Origin of the sequence: Desulfosporosinus lacus DSM 15449, assembly GCF_900129935.1 — a bacterium.
In the GTDB taxonomy this organism is placed as follows: domain Bacteria; phylum Bacillota; class Desulfitobacteriia; order Desulfitobacteriales; family Desulfitobacteriaceae; genus Desulfosporosinus; species Desulfosporosinus lacus.
The window spans coordinates 35,554-55,855 of the sequence record NZ_FQXJ01000011.1 but is presented as its reverse complement, the minus strand read 5'-3'; the positions used below and the strand labels follow the sequence as shown (position 1 = coordinate 55,855).

Below are 20,302 nucleotides of genomic sequence, written 5' to 3'. Positions count from 1 at the left end.
GTTTATATGCTATTTTATGTCTACGGAAAGCTCACTTTCCATTACAAGTATAAGAGGTGGTCATTTGAAAAACAAGCTTGAGGAAATACGCAAATCACATGGAATCAAACAGGAAGAGCTGGCAGCAGCTTTGGAGGTATCCAGGCAAACCATCGGCTCCTTGGAAAACGGAAGATACAATCCCTCAATTCTCTTAGCCTTTAAAATTGCCCGTTATTTCAACATGAGTATTGAAGACATTTTCATCTACGAAGAGGAGGTCAACAATGAACAAAAGCAAATCCGATAAGTATGCAGTGTTTTCAGTAATTGGCTTAATAATTTTTGTAACAGGCCTTGTACTGATAAAATCAATACCGGGCGCACAGGGTATGGTGCGTGTATTACCATATCTTTGTGTAGGGATTGGAACTGGCTTATTTGGGCAAAACTTAGGCGAAATACTGAAAAACGCCGCCTTAAAAAAGGAACCACAAGCCGCAAAGCAAATTGAAGTAGAGGCAAAAGACGAACGGAATATAGCCATAAGCAATAAAGCAAAAGCAAAATCCTATGACTTGATGCTAATGGTATTTGCAGCACTGATGCTGGCCTTTGCTTTAATGCAGGTGGATATGTCTATGATCCTGACCTTTGTAGCCGCCTATCTGTTTATTGTTTTCTCAAACATTTACTATCTGAATAAATACCAGAAAGAAATGTAGATTTATTCATGGTCGGGTCATCTTCAGTTAAAATATACACTTAAGACATTCGAAGGCAATACAGAAGGTGCGGCTCATCCCTCAGGATTGCCGCACCTTCTGTATTAACCCGATTTTTTTCAACAGCCCCTGCCCAGATTCACTGATCCCCAGCTCATTATGCACCCCGCCCCACCTCCTCGGTATCTCCGTCGATCAGCCGGGTCAGCTCGCCGGAGCAGGTCAATGTAGAGAAGGCTGCGGTCATAATTGCTGGCGTAAGTCTTGCTGTTGGCCGCAGGGATAATGACCTCGTCAAATTCCAGTCCCTTCGTCTTCATAACTTGTGAGTCTTGTCCCTAAAATTCATCTTACTTTTTTCCTGTTAATTCCTTCTGGTACGCTTTCCAGCCTGGGCACCATCGAGTATGCCAGCGCCAGAATTTCGCTAAAAATGAATTTGGCTTCTGTTCTGCTTTGATACGCATCTTACAATTTTCGCAGTTCGAACTCATTTCCGACCCTCCTATAAACTTCCCATGTTAACTTCCCCATAAACTACCGGATTCTCTTATTCCTATTAACCTATTCGTCTCAGTTGCTGTCCTCTGGCCGCGTGCTTAAACAGTTCCGGAATAGAATATATGGGCGAATTTTCAATGACTGCCGCATAACGATCATCAACGCTGGCACATAACTTGTTACTCATCCAACAATGATTTCATTTTTGTAGCAGTATCTGATTCCGATAAAGGTATATGAACAATCAATTTTAAGCCAGAATTGTCTGAAACGTCAAAATTACTAACCTCGAAATCTAATATTCCCGCAACAGGATGATTCAATTGCTTGTAAATTTCTTTATTACTCTCAATTTCATGTAAAGACCACCATAAATTAAATTCAGTGCTTTGCATTTTAAGATCATCGATAAACTGAGCAAGCCATGAATCTTCAATATATTGCCCACACATTGAACGGAATCGGCCCACCAGACCCTTGGCATACAGATTCCAGTCGGCATATAACTGTTTATATTTATTATCTGTGAACATCGCCCATACTATATTTCGTTCGCGAAGGTTCATTTCATTGAAATCACCAAAAATTAAACATGCTGCTTTATTCCAAGCAATAACATTCCACTTCTGATCCATGACAAGAGATGGGCAGAGTATTAAACTATCCAGAACATGCTGAAGTATCGGACTTACTGATCCTTGATAGCCCGGTATATCTGCCGGAAGGGGCTGATTCGCTAAAAGGTACAAATGAATGCGTTCTTGTTTATCAAGCAATAAAACTCTAGCTAAGCTTTCTATTACTTGAGTTGAAACATGAATAGGTCTTCCTTGTTCAAGCCATGTATACCAAGTCAACCCAATACCAGCTAACTGGGCGACTTCCTCTCTTCTCAAACCAGGAGTACGGCGGCGGGTTGCTGATGAAAGTCCCACTTGTGAGGGTAAAGTTCTGGCTCTTCGGGTTTTTAAAAAATCCCCTAGCTCTTTATATCGATGTTTCTCATTATTCAAACTCGTCATCAATCCTATCTAGTATAATTTATACCATTATAATCTCACTCCTAGTAACATTATAAGATTTGTATTACTGTAATTCATGAAGAATTTGTAAAACGAATAAAAATGCTTTTTAACTGCAGAAAGTCTAAAGATTTAAAGGAGGGCATCTAATGAAAATACAATCACTAAAGCTGGTTTGTTTTTCACCGACGGGGACAACAAAAGCGATTATTCAAGGTATTGCTCGCGGAATTAATCACAACACTGTAGAACTAATAGATATTACCCAACCAGCTGCGAGAAAACACCCATTACAAACATCAGAAAATGAATTACTTGTTGTTGCTGTGCCAGTTTATATGGGAAGAGTGCCTTTACTTTTAATTGAATGGCTACATGAGATTAAAGCTCGTAATACACCTGCTGTATGTGTCGTCGTTTATGGTAATCGTGCGTATGACGATGCCCTACTTGAGCTTAAAGATATTCTGACAGTACGCGGATGTATACCGATCGCCTGTGCAGCCTATATTGGAGAACACTCCTTTTCTAGTTCCGAAACACCGATAGCAGAAGCCAGTCCTGATGCAAGTGACTTAAATCACGCAGAATTATTCGGACGTAAAATAAAGGAAAAACTACTATCTGTTTCATCAGTCGATCACATTTCTGATCTAAATATACCTGGCAACTATCCCTATAGAGGAGATTCGAAGCTATGGAGTGTTGATTTCATCGCAATTAGTAATGAGTGTACGCAATGCGGAATTTGTGCAGAAGGGTGTCCTGTAGGAGCTATCGATTCAGAGAATAGTCATTTGGTTGATCAGGAAAAATGCATCACGTGTTGTGCCTGCATAAAGAACTGTCCTCAAAACGCCCGAACTATGAAAACCGGTCTAGTCAAAGACGCTGCAATCCGACTAAATAAACTGTATAAAGAGCGAAAGGAGCCGGTATTCTTTTTTTCCGACATTGAATCAGCATGATTAAATTGACGGGACAACAAATGACAGCAATTCATTTAAGCTGCTGATTGTTCCGGAAAAAATCGTTCCAAGGGTCATTACCACCGATCCTCCGGAGGGCCTCCGCCATATTGACACCATTAGGAGCCACTATGTCCAGTTCATCCCACCCAATGGGCATGGACACCCCGGCCCCGTTTCGCGCTCTCAGGGAATAGGGGGCAATGCTGGTAGCACCTCTGCCGTTGCGAATCCAGTCAATGAAGATCTTGTTGGTGCGCTTAGCCTTTCTCACATTGCTTGTATAGCGCTCAGGCCACTTCTGCTCCATTACTTGGGCGACGCGCCTGGCAAAATCGTGAAAAACATTCCAGGTAACGGCAGGTTTTAAAGGGACGACCACATGGTACCCTTTGCCGCCGCTGGTCTTGAGATAGGAGTTCAGGGAAAGCTCGGCAAGAATAGCTTTCACATCCCGCACCCCTTGGCGCACCCTGCTCAGATCCATTCCCTCATCCGGATCCAGATCAAAGACCATCAGATCAGGCTTTTCCAGCTCGTCGACACGGCTCCCCCAGATATGAAATTCCAGGGTGCCCATTTGTGCTTCGGCGATCAGTCCGGCTGGGTTCTCAATATAGAAGTAGTCTTCCTTTTCTCCGCCACCGGTGGAAATAGGGATAGTGACAATCCCAATGCTTCCCGGACCGGGATGCTTCTTATAGAAGCAGGTCTGGGAGATGCCCTTGGGACAGCGCACAATGCTGAGAACCCTGTGGCTCACATAGGGCAGCATGCGCTCTGCCACCTGGGCATAATACCGGATCACATCCCCTTTGGTGATTTCCGGGTCGGCAAAGATCACTTTGTCCGGGTTGCTGATCTTAATTCCTTCGATGATGATACCGTTGGTGTTTGTTTCCACGACGCTCACCGTTTCTTTAGCGGCTGATGGAGGCTGTACTTCCTCATCGGCTTTATCCTCAGCCGCTTTTTCCTTTTTAATATCCTTGGGATTCTTATCCCTCCGCAGGCCTTTGAAGCTGGCCTGCCTTAAGAGATGATCTGCGGTCCACTCGGCAAATTTGATTTCCGCTACCAGCTCAGGTTCAAGCCAAGTGATCTTTTCAGTGGATCTGGGCTTGGGCGCGAGTTGGAAAGGGGGCTCCCTTCTCAGTAGGCCCGCAAATTTTCCCTCCAGCTCTTTCATGTCGGCTTCGCTTAGGCCGGTACCGGCCCGGCCGGCATAGACTAATGTCCCGCCTGCATAGACACCCAGGAGCAGGGAACTTACCCCGCTGGTTTTTTTATCGGAAAGGGTATAACCTCCGATGACAAATTCCTGCCTTTGATCGCATTTAAGTTTGATCCAGTCACCGTTTCTTGCTCCACTGTAGACGGAATCGGCTTTTTTGCCGACGATCCCTTCCATACCTGCCTCACAGGCCGTGCGGAAACTTTCCTTGCCCTTTCCTTTCACATGCCGGCTGTAATGAAGGTTTTCTGGGGCATCCTTCAGCAAGGCTTCCAGGGTTTCTTTTCTGTCAATCAGGCGCTGGCCGCGGAGGTCCGCTCCATCTAAGGCCAGAAGATCAAAGACGATATAGGTTAGGCTTTTGGCCTGGGGATTTTTCAGATAGCTCTGAAGGGCCTGAAAATCCGTCTTACCTGCTGCATCCGTGATGGCCATTTCGCCGTCCAGAATCATCGCCCTACCAACCGCCAATTCAATGAGGGAAGCGGCGACATCTTGAAAGCGCTTTGTATAATCATGGCCGTTCCTGGTGATCAGCCGAAGGCTGTTGCCTTCAATATAGGCCAGTATCCTGTAACCGTCGTATTTCAACTCATAAAGCCAATCCTCACCCTTTGGAGCTGTATGGACTAATTGGGCCAGCTGTACGCCGGTAATATTGAAGGGGTTCTTCGTGATCCTTTCCTCTTCCCCTTCTTTAATTTCCGTCATGGTGCGTCCGGTTCGGATGCTGGTGGTAAATTTCGAAATCCCCTCGCCAGTTTTGGCATACTCATCTTTTTCTTTAAGTAACAGCCAATTTTCCTGCTTCTCCCCCACTTTCCCTTTCAAGCGCACCAGAGCCCACTTGCCCTTAAGCCTGCGTCCTTGAAGAACAAACTTCAGCATCCCTGCACGAAGTCCCTCAGCCACATCCCCAGAGGGTTCCCAGCACCCTTCGTCCCAGAGCATGACCACACCGCCGCCATATTCCCCTTGGGGAATCGTCCCCTCAAAGTTCCTGTATTCCAGGGGATGCTCCTCCACCCGTATGGCAAGTCTCTTGTCCCGAGTATCGTAGGAAGGGCCCTTGGGCACTGCCCAGCTCAATAGAGCTCCCTCCCATTCCAGGCGGAAATCGTAGTGATCTCTGCGGGCTATATGGTGTTGGACCACATACCTCAGGCCCTCTTGGGCCATTTCTGTTATCCCTTCCGGTTCTGCGGTTCTGGCAAAATTCCTTTTTTGGTTGTACTCCGTGAGTTTTGCAGTCATATAATCACGCTGGTTCCTTCTCTTTTTTATTTTCTCAATACGCTATTGTTTCCAATTGAATTATAAGTATCCAGTCGTTCAGGATAGTGAAAAAGGAGCATATCAATTCCCTTAATTTCGCTCCCTCTATTAGTTATCCGCTCTACTGAAACTCTCTTGAAAATTTCTATCTTCAATCTTTTTTAAACGTCATTTGCGTTGCGTTTAAATCCTCTTTAATTTCAACGATAAGCCTTTTATATTGTGCTCTTTTTTTCTTTGCTTGTCATATTCTCACTCATCCCTCACAATGCGTTCTCTCATAGACTTCTGCGCAAATTCGAATTGAATGAAGTCAATAGGAATCGGTTCTGCATTATCTTCGGCAATCCGATACGCCTTGAAATAATGCTCCTCAAGTAATCCTTTGACAGCTATGTCAATATCAGACTCCAATTCAAACCGATCTGTCGTCAGTGAGCCAAAGAGATAAACCTCAATATTAGGGAATGAATATCGTAAGGCATTTGCAACTTTCTCCGCTTTTTCGCGAGCTTCTTTATAAAAATCTAAACGTCTTCGTTCCTCTTGTTCAATTTTGAGTTTATTTCCTTCGACGTATGAGGATATATCCATAGCCTTTTCCCCCATGATTTCCATTCCCTATAAATTCCATATCACAAGTATCACTAACGGACAATAGGTTATTTAGCTACTTTCCTCTGTGGACAAGGTTAACTTCATCCAACTTCGCACGAACGATGGTTGACTAGCATGATCGCCTTACCCCTATTCCCACTCAAATTCGATCTGCCGTTTTTTGCGCAGCTCCTCTTCTAAAGGATCAATCTGATAGAACCCGCGCTCGATCTTCGAGGTCATATAGTCCTTGCCCATGAATGGTCGGAGACGCAAGCTGTAGACCGCTGGAAAGTACGAGAAAATCGTGTCTTCAGTGAGGGCGGTGAGACAAATCATCTGGATATTGTTACTTTCCGCCATCTGGAAAATGAGGTTCAAGACGTGTGGAGAGGAGGCGGCTCCAAAGGGATTATCCGCTAACATAACTTTATAGGGGTTATGGAGGCTACTTAGTTTGCTCCTCGTATAACTGAGAATTGCCATAAACATGGCCATATATCCTGCAAACCGTTCTCCCCCAGACCATTTTTGAACATCGTCCCAGCGATCAAAATATGGGCTCGTTGGGTGCTGTTCTGGCTTAAGGACTCGGATCGTAGCTTGCTCAAGGTTAGCTAGGACATTTAACAGCTGACGAGAAGCCATCTTTTTGTCAATAAACTTCTCTTGTTTCTCCTCCGGTTCCCCTTGTTCAGCCAGGCGCTTTAACTCCTTGATCAAATCGTCAATATAGGCATTCATCAGAGCATGAGCTTTATCAGGTTCCCACTCTTTAAGCTTGATCTGGACGGCATTAACTCGCTTGCCGGCATAGTCAACTTTCACGTAACGGTCGATCATCTGCATTTCTTGAGCGATTCTCTGCGCTTGATTGATCGACAGCTCTACGAGCTCTTGTTTGTTTCGCTCGGCTTCGATAAGCTCAAACGACACTTTTTCTTCAAATTTGGCAATCATCTCAAAGCTCTTGGTAAAGGCTTGTTCCATTACTTCAAGTTGAAAACGCCTCTCTTCATCGGCCAGCAGGTGACTCACAAAGCGGTCAACAACGCTGTTCCCTTGACGACGCAGGATGTCCGCATACCCCCGAAAGGACTTTTCACCAGCCTCGCGTAGCTTCTGTACTAATTTTTGTACCCGGCCTAACTCTTGAGTTAAGGTCTCGATCGAACTCGCGAGCTTAGCGCGGATCAGCTGCCATTCTTCCTGGGGCAGCGTTTCTTCGCTCGGTGGAACTTCGAAAAGGTTCAGACTGGTGGCCAAGCTCTTCTGTCCATCTGCCAGGATTCGTTCCTGCTCCACTGTATCTTTTTGGATCAAGGTCCATTCCAGTTCTTGGCGCTGAAGGGCGTGCTTCTCTCTTTCTAGTTTAGCGAGCGCGAGCTCTAAGTCATTAAACCCCGTTTCCGGTGGTCTTCCATAGATCTTGTTGATTTGAGTTTCTTTTTCCGTCAGTTGGCCCGAGAGTCGTTCGACTTCTTTGTCTTTGGAGTGCACCGTCTTTTGACTGGATTCAATTTTCGTTTTCCAAGCGAGGCTTTCCGCTTCCAACCGATCGAGTTCCTCCTCGGAGGTCTTATACTTAGCGTCTTCAACTTCGGCAAGTGACAATTTCAAATCCCGTTCAATCCGTTTTTGCAAGCGTTCGATTTCGTTCAGGTTCCGCTTAATGTTTTCCTCACAGTACTTTAATTCTGAATGAACCTCAGCAACCGCGTTTTCACTTTCCCGCCAGCACCTTTTCGCTTCCTCGTACTGGGCTTCACGAGGAGTTAAGTCTTGCCGATTGGGTAACGGAACGTCTCTGAGCTCAAGTCTTCGAGTATTCCTTAAACCTTCGACCTCTTTAAGCCTACTAGCTCCAGTGAGGCGGTCTCGATTAAGTTGCCCTTCCTCACCCTCACCTTGAAGTAGGCGGCGAGTAATCTCGGCCTGTTTCTCTCGTAGTCCCCTATGTTCTTCTAAATGCCGAGTGTGCGCGAGTGCTTCTTTCTGCCACTCTGTAAACGTTTCTACGTCCTTACCTCGCAAATGCTCTGCTTTGTTTAGATCTTCACTTAATAACCTAATCTCTTCAGCTTCAAGTTCTGCTTGAGTTTTCTCCGTTTCTAGACTTTCCTTTTCGCCTAGGTCCAACGACAACTGCTGCTCAACATTCTGGAGATGTTTTTCGAGGATGGGGAGATAATCCGAAGGATATCGACTGAAAAAAGAGCTTTCCAGATCACCAAGTTTTCTAAGCTGCTCTTCATTTGCGCTTAAGGTCTGAAGGTTTCTGGTCGCCCAATCCAGCTCAAGCTCCAATTCCGTTACCACATTTTCTAACGACTCAGGAGATAAGGCATAGTCATACCCTTTGTGCCAGAGAAGATACGCCGGACCTCCACTCACGGACATCAGCTTTTCGGGGGGCAATTCTTCCGGAGGGACAAGATCCGGTCGACGTACCAGCAACGGAACCGGGCAACTAAGTACTCCAGTTTGAAACGATTTGTTGGTTTGCAGGCGCTTAAAGTCTTCTTCGGCTAGGATCAAAGCATAGGGAAGCAAAGGGTTATGCCGTACATAGCCAAGACGTTCTTGTTCGCTTACCCCTTGCTCTTCCAGCCACTTGCTCCCAAGTTGGGCCGGAATCTGCAACTCGTCCAAAAGCTTTTGCACCTTCACAATTTCTCGGTTTGGGACATACGCTCCCGATTCACGGATGAGACTTAATTGATCCTTAAGTTGTTCTATTCTTACACTCTCGAACCGGATCTTATCTTGAAACTCCATTTTCTTAGCGCTGATTTCCGCCTTGATCCTACTTTCTTCAGTATAAGGGACAACACAGCGGATCGAATAACGCCCCAAAAACTCCTGCAGTTCCAACAACGCCTCCTCAGCTTGGCGTTTGTCCGACTGGTGCGCTTTGAGAGTCGTTTGATTTCCACTGAGCCGAACTGCTAAATCTTGAATTCTCTGGGCACGGGTTTTTTGCTCTGCGAATAACGCCAAGCGCCGTTCTTCCAGGGCCTTAATTTTTTCCTGGAGGCCAGTAAGTATCGCCGTCAGCTCACGTAACGCCAGGGCTGGATCTTCTAACCAAACCATATTTTGATAGATTTGGTACAATTCGTCCCACTTCGTTTGGTAATGGTCCAGGGTGGTTTCGAGGGTCGCCACCCTCGTTGCTAAGTTTTTATCCATTTGACGTAGCGTTGTTAACTCGGCCGAGAGGTCGCTTAAACGTTTGTCCATGGCCATATTTGCTTCACTGCACTGGGTATACTCTTCTTCGAGTTTTGAACATAATCGTGCGAGGATAGCTCGGAAGCTTACCCTAGAGAGATCTAATTCCAGGAGCTGTTCCTCCTGCCCTAGGCTAGCGAGTTCTCTCCTTTTATTCAGAGCGGCATTTTCCCCGAAGAGTTCTGCCCGCTCCAAATAGTCATTATACCCACGACTTTGGCGCCAGACGAAGTCTGCTTCTAAATACTGCTCAGTAGCTGAGTTGAGCTTCTCTTCTGCCTCTCGCTTCCCGTGTTCTGCAAACTCTTTTTGCTGCAACAAGCGTACATAGGGAATACTGTCCGCCTTGAAGGACAGCTCAATGCGCTGATTTTTCCAGATGACTAATTGTTCCTCAATCTTGGCTAAATCTTGCTTGATCTCCCCCATATCTCGATCAGCACTGTTATAAAGCTTCCTCAAACGGCTTTTCTCTCGAATTAGCTTACCTTGACTCTGCTCAAAACTCCGAACCGCTTCTAAAACACGCTCCCCTTCCGTGCGCAGCACCTGAAAATCGTGCAGATTCTTTTGTAATTCCGGCAGACGAACCAAGTTCTGATGGACTTGAGCAAAGGCCTGGGACAAACGTTTCGCATCCTGCTCTCCCGCGAATATGGCCTCTTCAACAGCTGGAATGAGGACAGTTTCTAAGAGTTGCTTAGAGGTCTTGGCCGCCGCAAAGAATTCCCCGACTCCACCTTCTACATTGTTGGTTACTTTAATGTTTTTCCAATCTTTTTCAAAGATGTTGTAGCTGGCAAGGTGGGCCAGATAGGCACGTTTTTTGTCATCTCGGTCAAAGATCGTGACACGGGAATCTTGATGACGAGCTCCACGCAACAGGAGCAGTAATTCCGTATAGTCCAGCGGAGTTTTCTGCTGGACTAACGGTAAATTCATGATATCAAACTCGTTTGGTTCCCGGTAATGGAGGGTGTACAGAAAGTACTTTAAGCGATCCCCCTCGTCATTGCCGCGCGTAAAACAAAAGCCAGTCGTCAGGAAGGTTGGCTCTGGGTTATCCAGTTTCCATTCGACTAAGATATGCCCGGTATACTTCTTGCTCCCGAGGAGATCGGCTAAAGGACGCTTGTTGAGAGTTTCATTGGGCAGCACTACTTGCAAAAGCAGCTGAATCAACAGCGTTTTCCCACCCCCATTGGCCAAATTAATGAGGGTATTTTGGCTATTGAAACGAAACAGCTCGTCCGCATAGACTTTCTTACCGGAATCATATTCAATATTGGTCAAACGCGCTCGCCAAATTTGTGGCATTTAGAGGGTCTCCTTTCGCGCACAGAGTAAGGTGAGCAATTTTTCCTGACGACCCCGGTCAGAATAATATTTTCGCACCATTTGTTCCGTTTTCTCTGTAGCATAAAGTTCCCTGTCCTGCTCGACATGGGCAAGCCCCTCAGCTTCTAGAAACATGGCCACTTTAAGAATAAAGCTGATCCTGTTTTTCGTACTGCGACGCAACGCTTTGAGGTCGGGATCATATTCCGGCATATCTTGCCAAAGTTCCACCGAACTCAGCAAATTAATCTCCAGTTCTTTTTCGAGGTCCGGAAGGTCCGGGTTGGCCCCTAAATCCTGAAGTCTCGTACTCACAAACTGTTCTAAGTCACTTACGGTAACGTAGGAACGGCTTACTTCACTCAAGCTGTCTTCACCGTAAAACATCGCTAACAGGGACAGAATCACGAAATAGGCCAGATAAAGTTCCCGGTTTGTAGCCAACTTCATTTTATCTCTGAGTTCCTCATTGGTATAGCCAAAGAAGCGGTTATCCACATTCGGGGAAAGGTAAAGCACGTATAACGACTCCAAGACCTTAACATCGGCTAGAGGTTCAATAATATTTGTGAACAGCCCCTGTACCTCTTGATCAGTTTTATACGCTTGAACCATTTCCGGATAATCTTCTTTGTGAAGCTGACCAAGCCGCGCCAGCTCCAAGAAGATCTTCAGAGCAGTTTCGACCGTCTCGACTTTGTAGGACTCAAACATCCTGACCCCTCCCCTCTAAGCTAACAGAGAATCGATAATCCGTGACTCTGCTGAGATTTTCAAAAACAAGCTCATCATTCCCGGCCTGCACCTCAAGGGCCATGTATTGACTCACCTCGGGATGGTCATCGAGGTATTTCAAGAGTAAAAACGGTAAATTGCCGCTTTCGGAATCGATAATCTTGGCACGCATTTCCTCATCCACCACCAGCGGTATCTCACCCATTTGGTGAAGTTGAACCAAGAAAGCGTAGAATTCCACTTCAGAAATAACTTGCACGTAGCTTTCTACAGGAAGTTCAGCAAGAATCTCCTGCAGAGTTTGTTCCGATTGAGACTTAAAGGAACCTAGAATAATGCCTAAATAGTTTAAGGTCCGTGAATCCCGTTGTTTTTTCAAGAGACGTTCACGTTCTACTGCTCTGGCAAGATCCTCTTCAGAAGGACCCCGGAACTCCTCTTGTTGCTCGGCTTCATCGCTTTTAACACTTTGCGCTTCCAGCACGCGCAGAATATTAAAGAAGGGATTTCGCTTAAATTTAAAGAGGGGGTTCAGTACTTGGCGCAAAGCATCTAACGGCGTGTTATTGTTAATCACTTGATCCACAAACTCATGCTCGAAATTGACTTTCACGCGAAAGGTATTGGCTAAGCTGTCCAACATCGCTTCCTCGAGTAAGGAGCCCAAGCTTAATTTACTGGTAAATAAACGGTTATGTTCATTAACGACTAAGTCAAGACGGGTGGATACCCTGATCAATTGGTCAAAGCTCTCCCGTTCTTTAACATTTAACTCACGGAACCGATAGGTGTCGACCGTTTCCCGAAGTAAGGTTTGTAGGGAGGCGAAAACTTCCTTTTCCCGACGAAGTTGCTCAGTCACTTCTTCCATCAGAGCAATATAGTTGGCCACGGAGACGTCCGAGACATTGCGCAAGACGAGTTTTCGGATTCTCTCGATTTTTCCATGCACATCTTGAACCTGCACATATAGATCATCAATCGTGCGCAGTGCTTCGTGAAAGACCCCTTTTTCGATCTGTTGGCGCAAATAAAGCTGCGAGATGCTGATGCGAAGTTCCTTATATATTTCCTTAGTTTTAAACAACAAATCCAACCCGGCATCAGTGAGCTTAAAGCGCATTTTCCCATGAATTTCGTAATTAGCCACTTCAATCAGGGCAAACTTACAGCGCACATCCCCACCAGTTTCCAAATCTTTAAATTCGAGATCAAACGGCCGACCGTTGTTACGCAGGGCATCGAGGAAGTAATAGGCCATCTCAGTGCTTTCATTCTCGCTGAGATTGACCTGATAACTTTCCGCCATCATTTGACGCACATAAACAGCGATTTCCTGGTGATCGCAATGCTCTCGTCCAATCAGCATATTTTCCAGCGTAAAGAGCAAGATTCCAAAGCCGATCGCCAAGGAATCATACTCGGGATACTTGCGACTTCTCTGTAAATCAAAAAGTGGTTGGAAGAGAGCCACATTGTGAATCCGTTCCGCAAACCCTCTTAGTTCCTCTCCCAATGGGGCACCTCCTTCCTAGGATTAAAGCACATCCAAGAAAATTACCAGTCAGTATGCCTGTGAGGTTCGGTAATGTAGCACTGCAGACATTATCTTGGAATTTTTTCCATTATGTAGATTTCTCTCTTCATTCTGTGCTAATATAAAAGTATTAAGAAATATTTTCAGGGGTGATACCATGCCTTTAATTTCACACTTTTATGGGATTTTAATAAGAATGTTTTTTAATGATCAAGAGCAGCACCATCTACCCCATTTTCATGCGATTTATGGAGAATATTCCGGGTCTTTTTCACTCGATGGTGAAATTATAACAGGAAATATCCCAAAGAAACAACTGAAGCTTATTGCTGCCTGGGCTACAATCCATATGGAGGAACTTGAGGCACTATGGAAGTCCGTTCAGGAGACTGGGGAGTATTTTACCATTAAGGGTTTGGAGTGATTAAGATGGTACCAAGACCAAAAGAAGTTAAGCCATTGAATAACTTCAGCTTGCAAGTGCTTTTTGATAACGGAGAGACGAAGATTTATGATATGTCAAAGCTAATTGAGGAACCGTTTTATCGGAAATTGAAAAACAAGCATATGTTTAATACTGTTAAAGTGAGTGATATCACTTTAGAATGGGCATCTGGCGAGGATATATGCCCCGATGAGTTATATAATAACAGTAAAAATGCATAAAATGTCAATGCTTATAGCCGCTATTATTGTCGAACAAGGTGCTCCGCGTCAACGCAGAACACCTTGTTCTTTTATGTCCAGCACTCTCAATGGGGCACCTCCTACCTAGGATTAACGATGGTGCGCAAAGAAAGCATAACTTAACCCTTCTTGTGGAATATACTTTTTAGAGTGGATTAATGCCTGAATTTCCTGGCCTAGCTCAGGAGTGAAATAGGATAAGAAGGTTTCTTCATACACCGCCCGTAATTTTTGGTCCTTCTCCCGTCGTAAGGGAGCGTTCCTTCCAAAGAGCTGAAGTAATGCCTGATAACAATACGTAAAAGGCTTGATTGAAATCAGGGGAAAAGCGGCTACCAAGGAGCCGAAGATATCAAGCCCTTCGGGATCCAAATCGCCGAAATAATATACTTGCATTTTTTCCGGTACCAAGTCCGGTATCTCCTGAGCAAAGGCAAAGCTACCCACAATTTTTCGCCCTTCACCATAGATTAAGAGATCAAAGAGTACTCCACCAATCGAACGGTTCCCTACTTGCCAAGCTCGTTTAATACTATAAAAGGTGTCCTTGTTTTCAACAATCAGCGCAGAGTAAGACAGATCAAGAAAGCCATCCGTGTTGTGCCTTTTCTCAGTTTGCGATGGCTCGGGAGATTGATTTATCTGGTTGTCGGCTGACCCCTTAGAGCGATAATCCATATAGAAAAAAGGCTCAGTCGTCATGTAACAGGCTAGATCCGTTAGTGTTCTGCCGATCCTCTGCAAAAAGATTCGTCCACGATCACTAAGCAGGAATTTTTCATCGTTAAAAATCTGAAAGGAACGTTCATTGACAGAAATAGCTTCCCCTAAACTCTCCCTCTGGTGAGGATCTTTCAGGAAAGCATCGAGGGCTAGAAGATAACGCTGATCTTCCGAATACGCTTGCGGGGATTTACTATACGCCCCACTTCGTAAGAGGGAGTGCAAATTGATCAGATTTAGCCGCTGTTCATGCTCCAAACCTTGCGCTATTTTTCGGTACCGATTATATAAAAGCGGATTGCGTCCGTTCGTTCCAGACGCCTTCACTGGCTCTAGCACTCCCTGATCACATAACTGTCTGAGTACGCGCTCGAAGCTGTCATACCCTCCCTGACTAGAATAACCCTCACCAAGCAGGTGCTCGAGCTGGTCTTCCAGCTTCGAACTAGAAAGACTTTTGAGCTTAGATTGGTTAATTAGTTTCTCGATCTCCTGGAGCAACTTGCTTCCCCCAATCTATTAAGTCTTGCTCTCTACAAGTTCTCTACGAATATCCCATCATCCTGCTATAGGGTTGCCAAAACGAGTTTTTTCTAAAATTTTTGCTTAAGCATAATAGCCTTGAGAAATCATGTCATTTAAGGACGGTACATTCTCAATTAAATTAGATGTTGGGAGGATGTCTCTATCCTTCTCAGCATGAACCTTTATTACCGCTTTATCCTGACTACTTAGAGTAAAGTGCTTTTTTACTACGCGTAAAAGCAGCTAATCTTTCACGAGAGATTAACTGCTTTTTTTGGCGTACGCGGTCATGCATCAAACACCCCGATTTTTGTTTGTTTCAAGAACTTGAAATATAATGGCTATAGATTATACGAGGTGGTGCAGGTATGGACAATTTAACAGTCAAAGACGCGGGTGTAAAGTGGGGTGTCACTGGACATATGGTCACACATTATTGTGTTGCTGGACGTATTAAAGGTGCAACGAAAAAGAGAAATCTTTGGCTTGTCCCCTGTAAATGTTGAAAAACCAGTTGCAGGTCGTAGAAAAAAGAATGAGAAAAGAGGTGTAGTATGAAGATCTTATTAATTGAGGACGATATTGAAATCAGCGAAATGTTACAAAGTTTTCTGCTAAGTGAATCATTTGAAGTAGACAGTGCGCGTGATGGTGAAGATGGCCTTCAAAAATTTGCGCAAGAAACTTTTGATTTAGTTTTGCTTGACATTATGATACCTAAATTAAATGGAATTGAAGTCATGCAAAATATTAGGTCAAAAAGCACTGTGCCGATTATTATTATTTCAGCAAAGGACACCGATTTGGATAAATCACTGGGGTTAGGTTTAGGCGCGGACGATTATATTACCAAGCCTTTTTCCATAACAGAGGTGCTGGCAAGAATAAAAGCAAATATTAGGCGTTCAACGCAATATTCACAGAATAAACCTCTCGAAGCACCGCATCTTTTAACGACCTATGATATTGCATTGAATGTAGATGACTATACCGTTAGCAAAGGAAACAAAAAGATTGAACTGACAGCCAAAGAATTTGATATTCTCAAACTTTTAATTCAAAACCCTAAAAAGGTTTATACAAAAGCTCAGCTTTATACTCAGATATGGAACGATGCCTATATAGGCGATGAAAATGCTGTTAATGTCCATATCAGCAGATTAAGAGCAAAAATCGAGGATGATTCGAGAAACCCCAAGTACATAGAAACGGTATGGGGAATCGGATATAAATTAGGTGAGGGTAATGATTGAATCAATCTATGGATTTCTATTGGCTTTCTGCTTCGCTGGGCTGTTAGTCGCACTTTGTTTTGTATTTTATTCCAAGAAGGCCATCAAAAGAGATTTATGGAAGGTGACTGAGGACCTCTCGCGTATACTGGATGAAAACACAGCTGAAAAGATTATGGTATTTACTGATGAAAAATCTATTATGGAACTGATTACGCAAGCAAACAGAATGCTTGAAGATCGACAAAAGGCAAAAACGGACTACAGAAAATCCGAATTCGCGTCAAAGCGAATGTTATCAAATATATCTCATGATCTAAAAACACCTTTAACTGTCATCTTAGGCTATCTTGAAATTATGCTGATGCGTCCAAGCAATGAAACGGAATCGCTTAAAAAGGTTGAGAACAAAGCGCATCAGGTGATGGAATTAATCAATAAGTTTTTCACCTTGGCGAAATTGGAGGCTGGAGATACCGATATCCCTATAACCCGAATAAATATCAATGAAATATGTAAGAAAAACATCTTGGACTTCTACGATATACTGACAAACAGAGACTTTTTGGTAGAGCTTAACATACCTGAAATTAATATCTATGTGCAGGGAAACGAGGATGCACTTGATCGCATTCTTTTTAACCTTATATCAAATGCCGTTCGTTACGGTTATGAGGGCAAATATTTAGGTATGACTCTGCGTTTTGATAATAATTATTCCTACATCGACATCATTGACAAAGGAAAAGGAATTGAAGAAAAATCCACTGCCCTTGTTTTTGATCGGCTTTATACGTTAGAAGATTCGAGGAATAAGGAAATACAAGGGAATGGTCTAGGGCTTACAATTGCAAAACGTCTTGCAGAAAAGCTAGGTGGCGAAATTATGCTAAAGAGTCAGCCCTTTATTGAAACGGTTTTTACAGTAAAACTAAAAAAGATGAACTATTAACTTACTTGATTTGCCGCTGATACTCAAGCGAAAGAAATTCGTAAGATTTATTCAAGAGTTTTGAAAAGGCAAAAAACTACAATAGCCTTAGGGTAAAAATAGAAAGAGGGCGGTTTTATGTCTTATGTTATCCGAACGCATGGAATTACAAAAGCATTTGATAACAACGAAGTAGTGTCTAATGTAGATATGAATGTCAAACGAAATGAAATCTATGGTTTCCTCGGCCCGAATGGCGCCGGTAAAACAACAATCATGAAAATGATTACCAATCTGCTCAAACCCACAAGTGGAGAAATTGAAATCTTCGGAGAACGGCTTACGCACTCTTCTTACAATGTATTAAAACGGATGGGAAGCATCATAGAATACCCAGCATTTTATGACCATCTAAGCGGTGCGGCAAATCTTGAACTACATTGTGAATATATGGGGTATTACAGTCCCAATAGCGTACAGAACGCGCTGGAAATGTTAGATTTAACTGAAACAGGTAATAAAGCTGTTCGCAGTTATTCATTGGGTATGAAGCAGCGCCTCGGACTTGCTAGGGCGGTGTTGACTAAGCCGGAGCTGCTTATCCTGGATGAACCAATGAACGGACTTGACCCGGCCGGTATTAAATACATCAGGGATCTTCTTAAAATGCTCTGCAAGGAATGCGGTATAACAATCTTGATTTCAAGCCATATTTTATCCGAAATAGAAAATATCGCGGATACAATCGGTATCATTAATCACGGGAAAATGTTGCGAGAACTTACCATGCAAGAAGTTCGCGATATGAATCTTTCGTATGTAGAATTAGTGGCTGGGAATTTAAAACAGGCTGCATATGTACTCTCTGAACATTTGCATATCAATAATTTTAAAATCATTGATGACAAGGTTATAAGAATTTACGATGTTGCCACGCCAACACCGGAATTATCAAAAAGTCTGGTGCAGAGCGACGTGGCTATTGAATCTATGAGCAAAAAAAGCGAATCTCTTGAAGATTATTTTATCAAGATGACCACGGAGGACAGGTAAATGTTGAAATTAATCAGACTGGAACTGTTAAAGAATAATGCGGCAAAGTACGCTTTGTATTCTGTGATAGTAATTTTATCTTTAACTGCGCTTTCTATTGGTTTCGTATTTTTTTTAGGATTTGAAGACCCGGAAATCGCAGAAGGAATTATAGGCGTTTCGTTTTTTGTTGAAATGTTAACAGGTATCGTATTCTTAATCTTTACAGCAATTATGCATTCTGCATTTACCATCAATGCCTACAAGAACAAAACAATGGATTTGATGTTCTCATATCCTATTAAAAGAGGAAAAATTTTAGCATCAAAAATTATAGCAGTCCTAGCTTTCAATTTTGTATCAATAATCGTAGCACAGGTAATTATTTATGGCAGTATTTATATTGCTTCCCGCTACCTGCAACCGTCAATAAAAATAGATTTTGATATCTTAAATATCACATTTTATGTCAGTGTAGTCTTAAAATCTGTTATGACCATTTGTATCAGCTTAATCGCATTATTTATTGGAATGATAAGCAAATCGCCTGTGGCAACAATTGTGGCATCGTTTTTCTTAGCTGTCCTGCTCAAAGGCAACATAGGCGGATTTTCCTTGGCAGGGAGTGTAGTATTTCCCATTGTATTAACATTCATTTCAATTGTCTTTGCGTATCTAACAATAAGAGATGTCGAGAAAAAAGATGTCGTTTAGCAGACTGCTGCGTAGTTTTTTATTCATGAGATTTTCCGGGGGAAATAAATTTGCAATAGTTTTTAAAGAATTTCGAAAAAGCAACGTACTGAAAATGTTCATAAAGGACTGAAAGGGAGGATAAGAACAATGATCACGAACATCTTTTTTGGGATAAATATGGTACTATGCGTGATTTTAATTTTCTTTGGTCTGAATCTGATTTCAGGGAAAAAGAATCCGTCAAGTCAATCAAAAGCGGTCGGCGGAACAATTTGTTTATTTTTAGGTATTATAGGAATCATTACGCGTATTATTCAGTTAACTCTCTAACGGAATTAACTAATGATGGTCGGTAACTACACCCCGCACATTACTCTTTCATCACCTAGTTCAACACAAAACAAAATGCGTTGGCGTGAGAATTTCTTTTGTACGGCGCTTCATCAAGCAATTTATTTCACATGACTTCTAACTTAACCTTTTACTGTATTTGAGAATCTTTTGTTAAACTTTCGCTTTTACCAGTTTTGAAACGTCTAATCCTTTGTGTACCAGCCTGTGACAGTTTTGTGTAATGATGCATTTTACAGGTCGATGTTTCGCCACCTTCACCGAGCTTCATACCATGAATCACTTTCACTTTTTATCACAGCATGTGGAGTATTAGCCTTTCTGCACAGCCAATCTTCTGTGCATTCGGGGATTTCACCCAATGATTCGGAAACACAGTTCAATAGGTTTGCACCTATTGTCTACTTTTAATTAGGCATTACTGCCTAGCATTGTGTAGAAACAACGCGCGCTCTCAACCAATGCATTAAATATGTCTTCCTCAAAAGACTCTTTGAAGAATATGGAGATAAACTATTCGCTTCCGGCGATGACTGCGGCAGCTCAAATTCGTCAGCGCGCTGACGAATTTGACCTACTACCAGGCTCTTCTCCTGCTGGGAATTCCTTTTCGACCCGCCGCAAGCTTAATCGGCTGCTTTTAAAACGTAAGCGTCATATAACAAAGTGTATAGGAATAGAGCAAAAACCAGTGTGAACTAGTCTTTGCTCTATTTGCAGGCTTCTTGGCTAATAGCTACACTTTGTTAATTTAGCTAACATAAAATCAGATCAAAATGGCGCAGATCATGGATGCTCCACAAAACCGATCCCTATTGCTCCCGGACCTGAATGCGCTCCTACTATAATGCCTAAAGTGCTTATAAATATTTGATAACCAAAATTTGTTTTTTCTCTTAGATAATTACACATATAGTCCGCATCTTCCTGGCATTCTGCATTTTGTATAATGATTTGGAACAGACCCGTTGCCAAGGGGC

22 protein-coding genes are annotated in these 20,302 nt (G+C 43.3%); 12 read left to right on the top strand and 10 right to left on the bottom strand.

Annotation, left to right across the window (positions count from 1 at the left end; all coding sequences use genetic code 11):
* Positions 1-64 precede the first annotated feature (64 nt).
* Entirely contained in the window at positions 65-289 is a 225-nt protein-coding gene (locus BUB11_RS15400) for a helix-turn-helix transcriptional regulator (protein WP_073030649.1), read from the top strand.
* Positions 267-704, top strand: a complete 438-nt coding sequence (locus tag BUB11_RS15395; RefSeq protein WP_073030648.1) for a hypothetical protein — start codon at positions 267-269, stop codon at positions 702-704. The genes BUB11_RS15400 and BUB11_RS15395 overlap by 23 nt, the downstream gene beginning before the upstream one ends.
* A 350-nt stretch (positions 705-1,054) precedes the next feature.
* Here BUB11_RS15395 and BUB11_RS27830 read toward each other — a convergent pair whose 3' ends face one another.
* From BUB11_RS27830 to BUB11_RS15390, 3 genes are all read right to left on the bottom strand, one after another.
* Positions 1,055-1,198: a hypothetical protein gene (locus tag BUB11_RS27830; protein ID WP_169315199.1), complete on the bottom strand. Its 144-nt coding sequence runs from the start codon at positions 1,196-1,198 to the stop codon at positions 1,055-1,057.
* Positions 1,199-1,263: 65 nt separating this feature from the next.
* The gene (locus BUB11_RS28810) at positions 1,264-1,392 is read right to left on the bottom strand and encodes a hypothetical protein (RefSeq protein WP_282434008.1); all 129 of its coding nucleotides are present in this window, start codon (positions 1,390-1,392) and stop codon (positions 1,264-1,266) included.
* On the bottom strand, positions 1,385-2,227 hold the full coding sequence (locus BUB11_RS15390; protein ID WP_084110332.1) for a helix-turn-helix transcriptional regulator: 843 nt from the start codon (positions 2,225-2,227) through the stop codon (positions 1,385-1,387). Before BUB11_RS15390 ends, BUB11_RS28810 begins: the two co-directional genes overlap by 8 nt.
* A 149-nt stretch (positions 2,228-2,376) precedes the next feature.
* On the opposite strand from BUB11_RS15390, the gene BUB11_RS15385 reads away from it, so the two are divergent.
* Positions 2,377-3,195 carry an EFR1 family ferrodoxin gene (locus BUB11_RS15385; RefSeq protein ID WP_073030647.1) on the top strand — a complete coding sequence of 273 codons (819 nt, stop codon included), beginning with the start codon at positions 2,377-2,379 and terminating at the stop codon, positions 3,193-3,195.
* A 31-nt stretch (positions 3,196-3,226) separates the two neighbouring features.
* Here the strand turns inward: BUB11_RS15385 and ligD are convergent, their stop codons facing one another.
* The 5 genes from ligD to BUB11_RS15360 form a co-directional block, all read right to left on the bottom strand.
* Positions 3,227-5,683, bottom strand: coding sequence for a DNA ligase D (ligD, locus tag BUB11_RS15380; RefSeq protein ID WP_073030646.1), 2,457 nt, complete (start codon positions 5,681-5,683; stop codon positions 3,227-3,229).
* A 273-nt stretch (positions 5,684-5,956) separates the two neighbouring features.
* A complete protein-coding gene (locus tag BUB11_RS15375; RefSeq protein ID WP_073030735.1) occupies positions 5,957-6,298 on the bottom strand; it encodes a nucleotidyltransferase family protein in 342 nt (113 codons plus the stop codon).
* Positions 6,299-6,451: 153 nt separating this feature from the next.
* Positions 6,452-10,852, bottom strand: coding sequence for a coiled-coil domain-containing protein (locus tag BUB11_RS15370; protein ID WP_073030645.1), 4,401 nt, complete (start codon positions 10,850-10,852; stop codon positions 6,452-6,454).
* Positions 10,853-11,587: a DUF6063 family protein gene (locus BUB11_RS15365; protein ID WP_073030644.1), complete on the bottom strand. Its 735-nt coding sequence runs from the start codon at positions 11,585-11,587 to the stop codon at positions 10,853-10,855.
* Positions 11,580-13,124, bottom strand: a complete 1,545-nt coding sequence (locus tag BUB11_RS15360; protein ID WP_073030643.1) for a hypothetical protein — start codon at positions 13,122-13,124, stop codon at positions 11,580-11,582. The genes BUB11_RS15365 and BUB11_RS15360 overlap by 8 nt, the downstream gene beginning before the upstream one ends.
* A 178-nt stretch (positions 13,125-13,302) precedes the next feature.
* Here BUB11_RS15360 and BUB11_RS15355 point away from each other — a divergent pair, with 178 nt between their 5' ends.
* Positions 13,303-13,569, top strand: coding sequence for a DUF4160 domain-containing protein (locus tag BUB11_RS15355; RefSeq protein ID WP_073030642.1), 267 nt, complete (start codon positions 13,303-13,305; stop codon positions 13,567-13,569).
* 5 nt (positions 13,570-13,574) lie between these two features.
* Positions 13,575-13,811: a DUF2442 domain-containing protein gene (locus BUB11_RS15350; protein WP_073030641.1), complete on the top strand. Its 237-nt coding sequence runs from the start codon at positions 13,575-13,577 to the stop codon at positions 13,809-13,811.
* A gap of 111 nt (positions 13,812-13,922) precedes the next feature.
* Here BUB11_RS15350 and BUB11_RS15345 read toward each other — a convergent pair whose 3' ends face one another.
* A complete protein-coding gene (locus tag BUB11_RS15345) occupies positions 13,923-15,056 on the bottom strand; it encodes a Wadjet anti-phage system protein JetD domain-containing protein (protein ID WP_073030640.1) in 1,134 nt (377 codons plus the stop codon).
* A 392-nt stretch (positions 15,057-15,448) separates the two neighbouring features.
* Between BUB11_RS15345 and BUB11_RS15340 the strand changes: the two genes are divergently transcribed.
* The 7 genes from BUB11_RS15340 to BUB11_RS27585 all read left to right on the top strand — a co-directional run bounded on the left by BUB11_RS15340 (position 15,449) and on the right by BUB11_RS27585 (position 20,019).
* Entirely contained in the window at positions 15,449-15,586 is a 138-nt protein-coding gene (locus BUB11_RS15340) for a DNA-binding protein (protein ID WP_200797931.1), read from the top strand.
* A gap of 48 nt (positions 15,587-15,634) precedes the next feature.
* Positions 15,635-16,333, top strand: coding sequence for a response regulator transcription factor (locus tag BUB11_RS15335; RefSeq protein ID WP_073030639.1), 699 nt, complete (start codon positions 15,635-15,637; stop codon positions 16,331-16,333).
* Positions 16,326-17,264 carry a sensor histidine kinase gene (locus tag BUB11_RS15330; RefSeq protein WP_073030638.1) on the top strand — a complete coding sequence of 313 codons (939 nt, stop codon included), beginning with the start codon at positions 16,326-16,328 and terminating at the stop codon, positions 17,262-17,264. The genes BUB11_RS15335 and BUB11_RS15330 overlap by 8 nt, the downstream gene beginning before the upstream one ends.
* A 117-nt stretch (positions 17,265-17,381) precedes the next feature.
* Complete coding sequence (locus BUB11_RS15325; protein ID WP_073030637.1) at positions 17,382-18,296, top strand: ABC transporter ATP-binding protein; 915 nt, start codon at positions 17,382-17,384, stop codon at positions 18,294-18,296.
* Positions 18,297-18,989 carry an ABC transporter permease subunit gene (locus BUB11_RS15320; protein WP_073030636.1) on the top strand — a complete coding sequence of 231 codons (693 nt, stop codon included), beginning with the start codon at positions 18,297-18,299 and terminating at the stop codon, positions 18,987-18,989. It abuts the gene before it with no gap.
* Positions 18,990-19,118: 129 nt separating this feature from the next.
* Positions 19,119-19,301, top strand: coding sequence for a hypothetical protein (locus tag BUB11_RS15315; RefSeq protein ID WP_073030635.1), 183 nt, complete (start codon positions 19,119-19,121; stop codon positions 19,299-19,301).
* A gap of 493 nt (positions 19,302-19,794) precedes the next feature.
* Positions 19,795-20,019, top strand: a complete 225-nt coding sequence (locus BUB11_RS27585) for a hypothetical protein (RefSeq protein ID WP_159436942.1) — start codon at positions 19,795-19,797, stop codon at positions 20,017-20,019.
* An 89-nt stretch (positions 20,020-20,108) separates the two neighbouring features.
* Here the strand turns inward: BUB11_RS27585 and BUB11_RS15310 are convergent, their stop codons facing one another.
* Positions 20,109-20,297: a DegV family protein gene (locus tag BUB11_RS15310; protein ID WP_282434007.1), complete on the bottom strand. Its 189-nt coding sequence runs from the start codon at positions 20,295-20,297 to the stop codon at positions 20,109-20,111.
* Between the last annotated feature and the right edge of the window lie 5 nt (positions 20,298-20,302).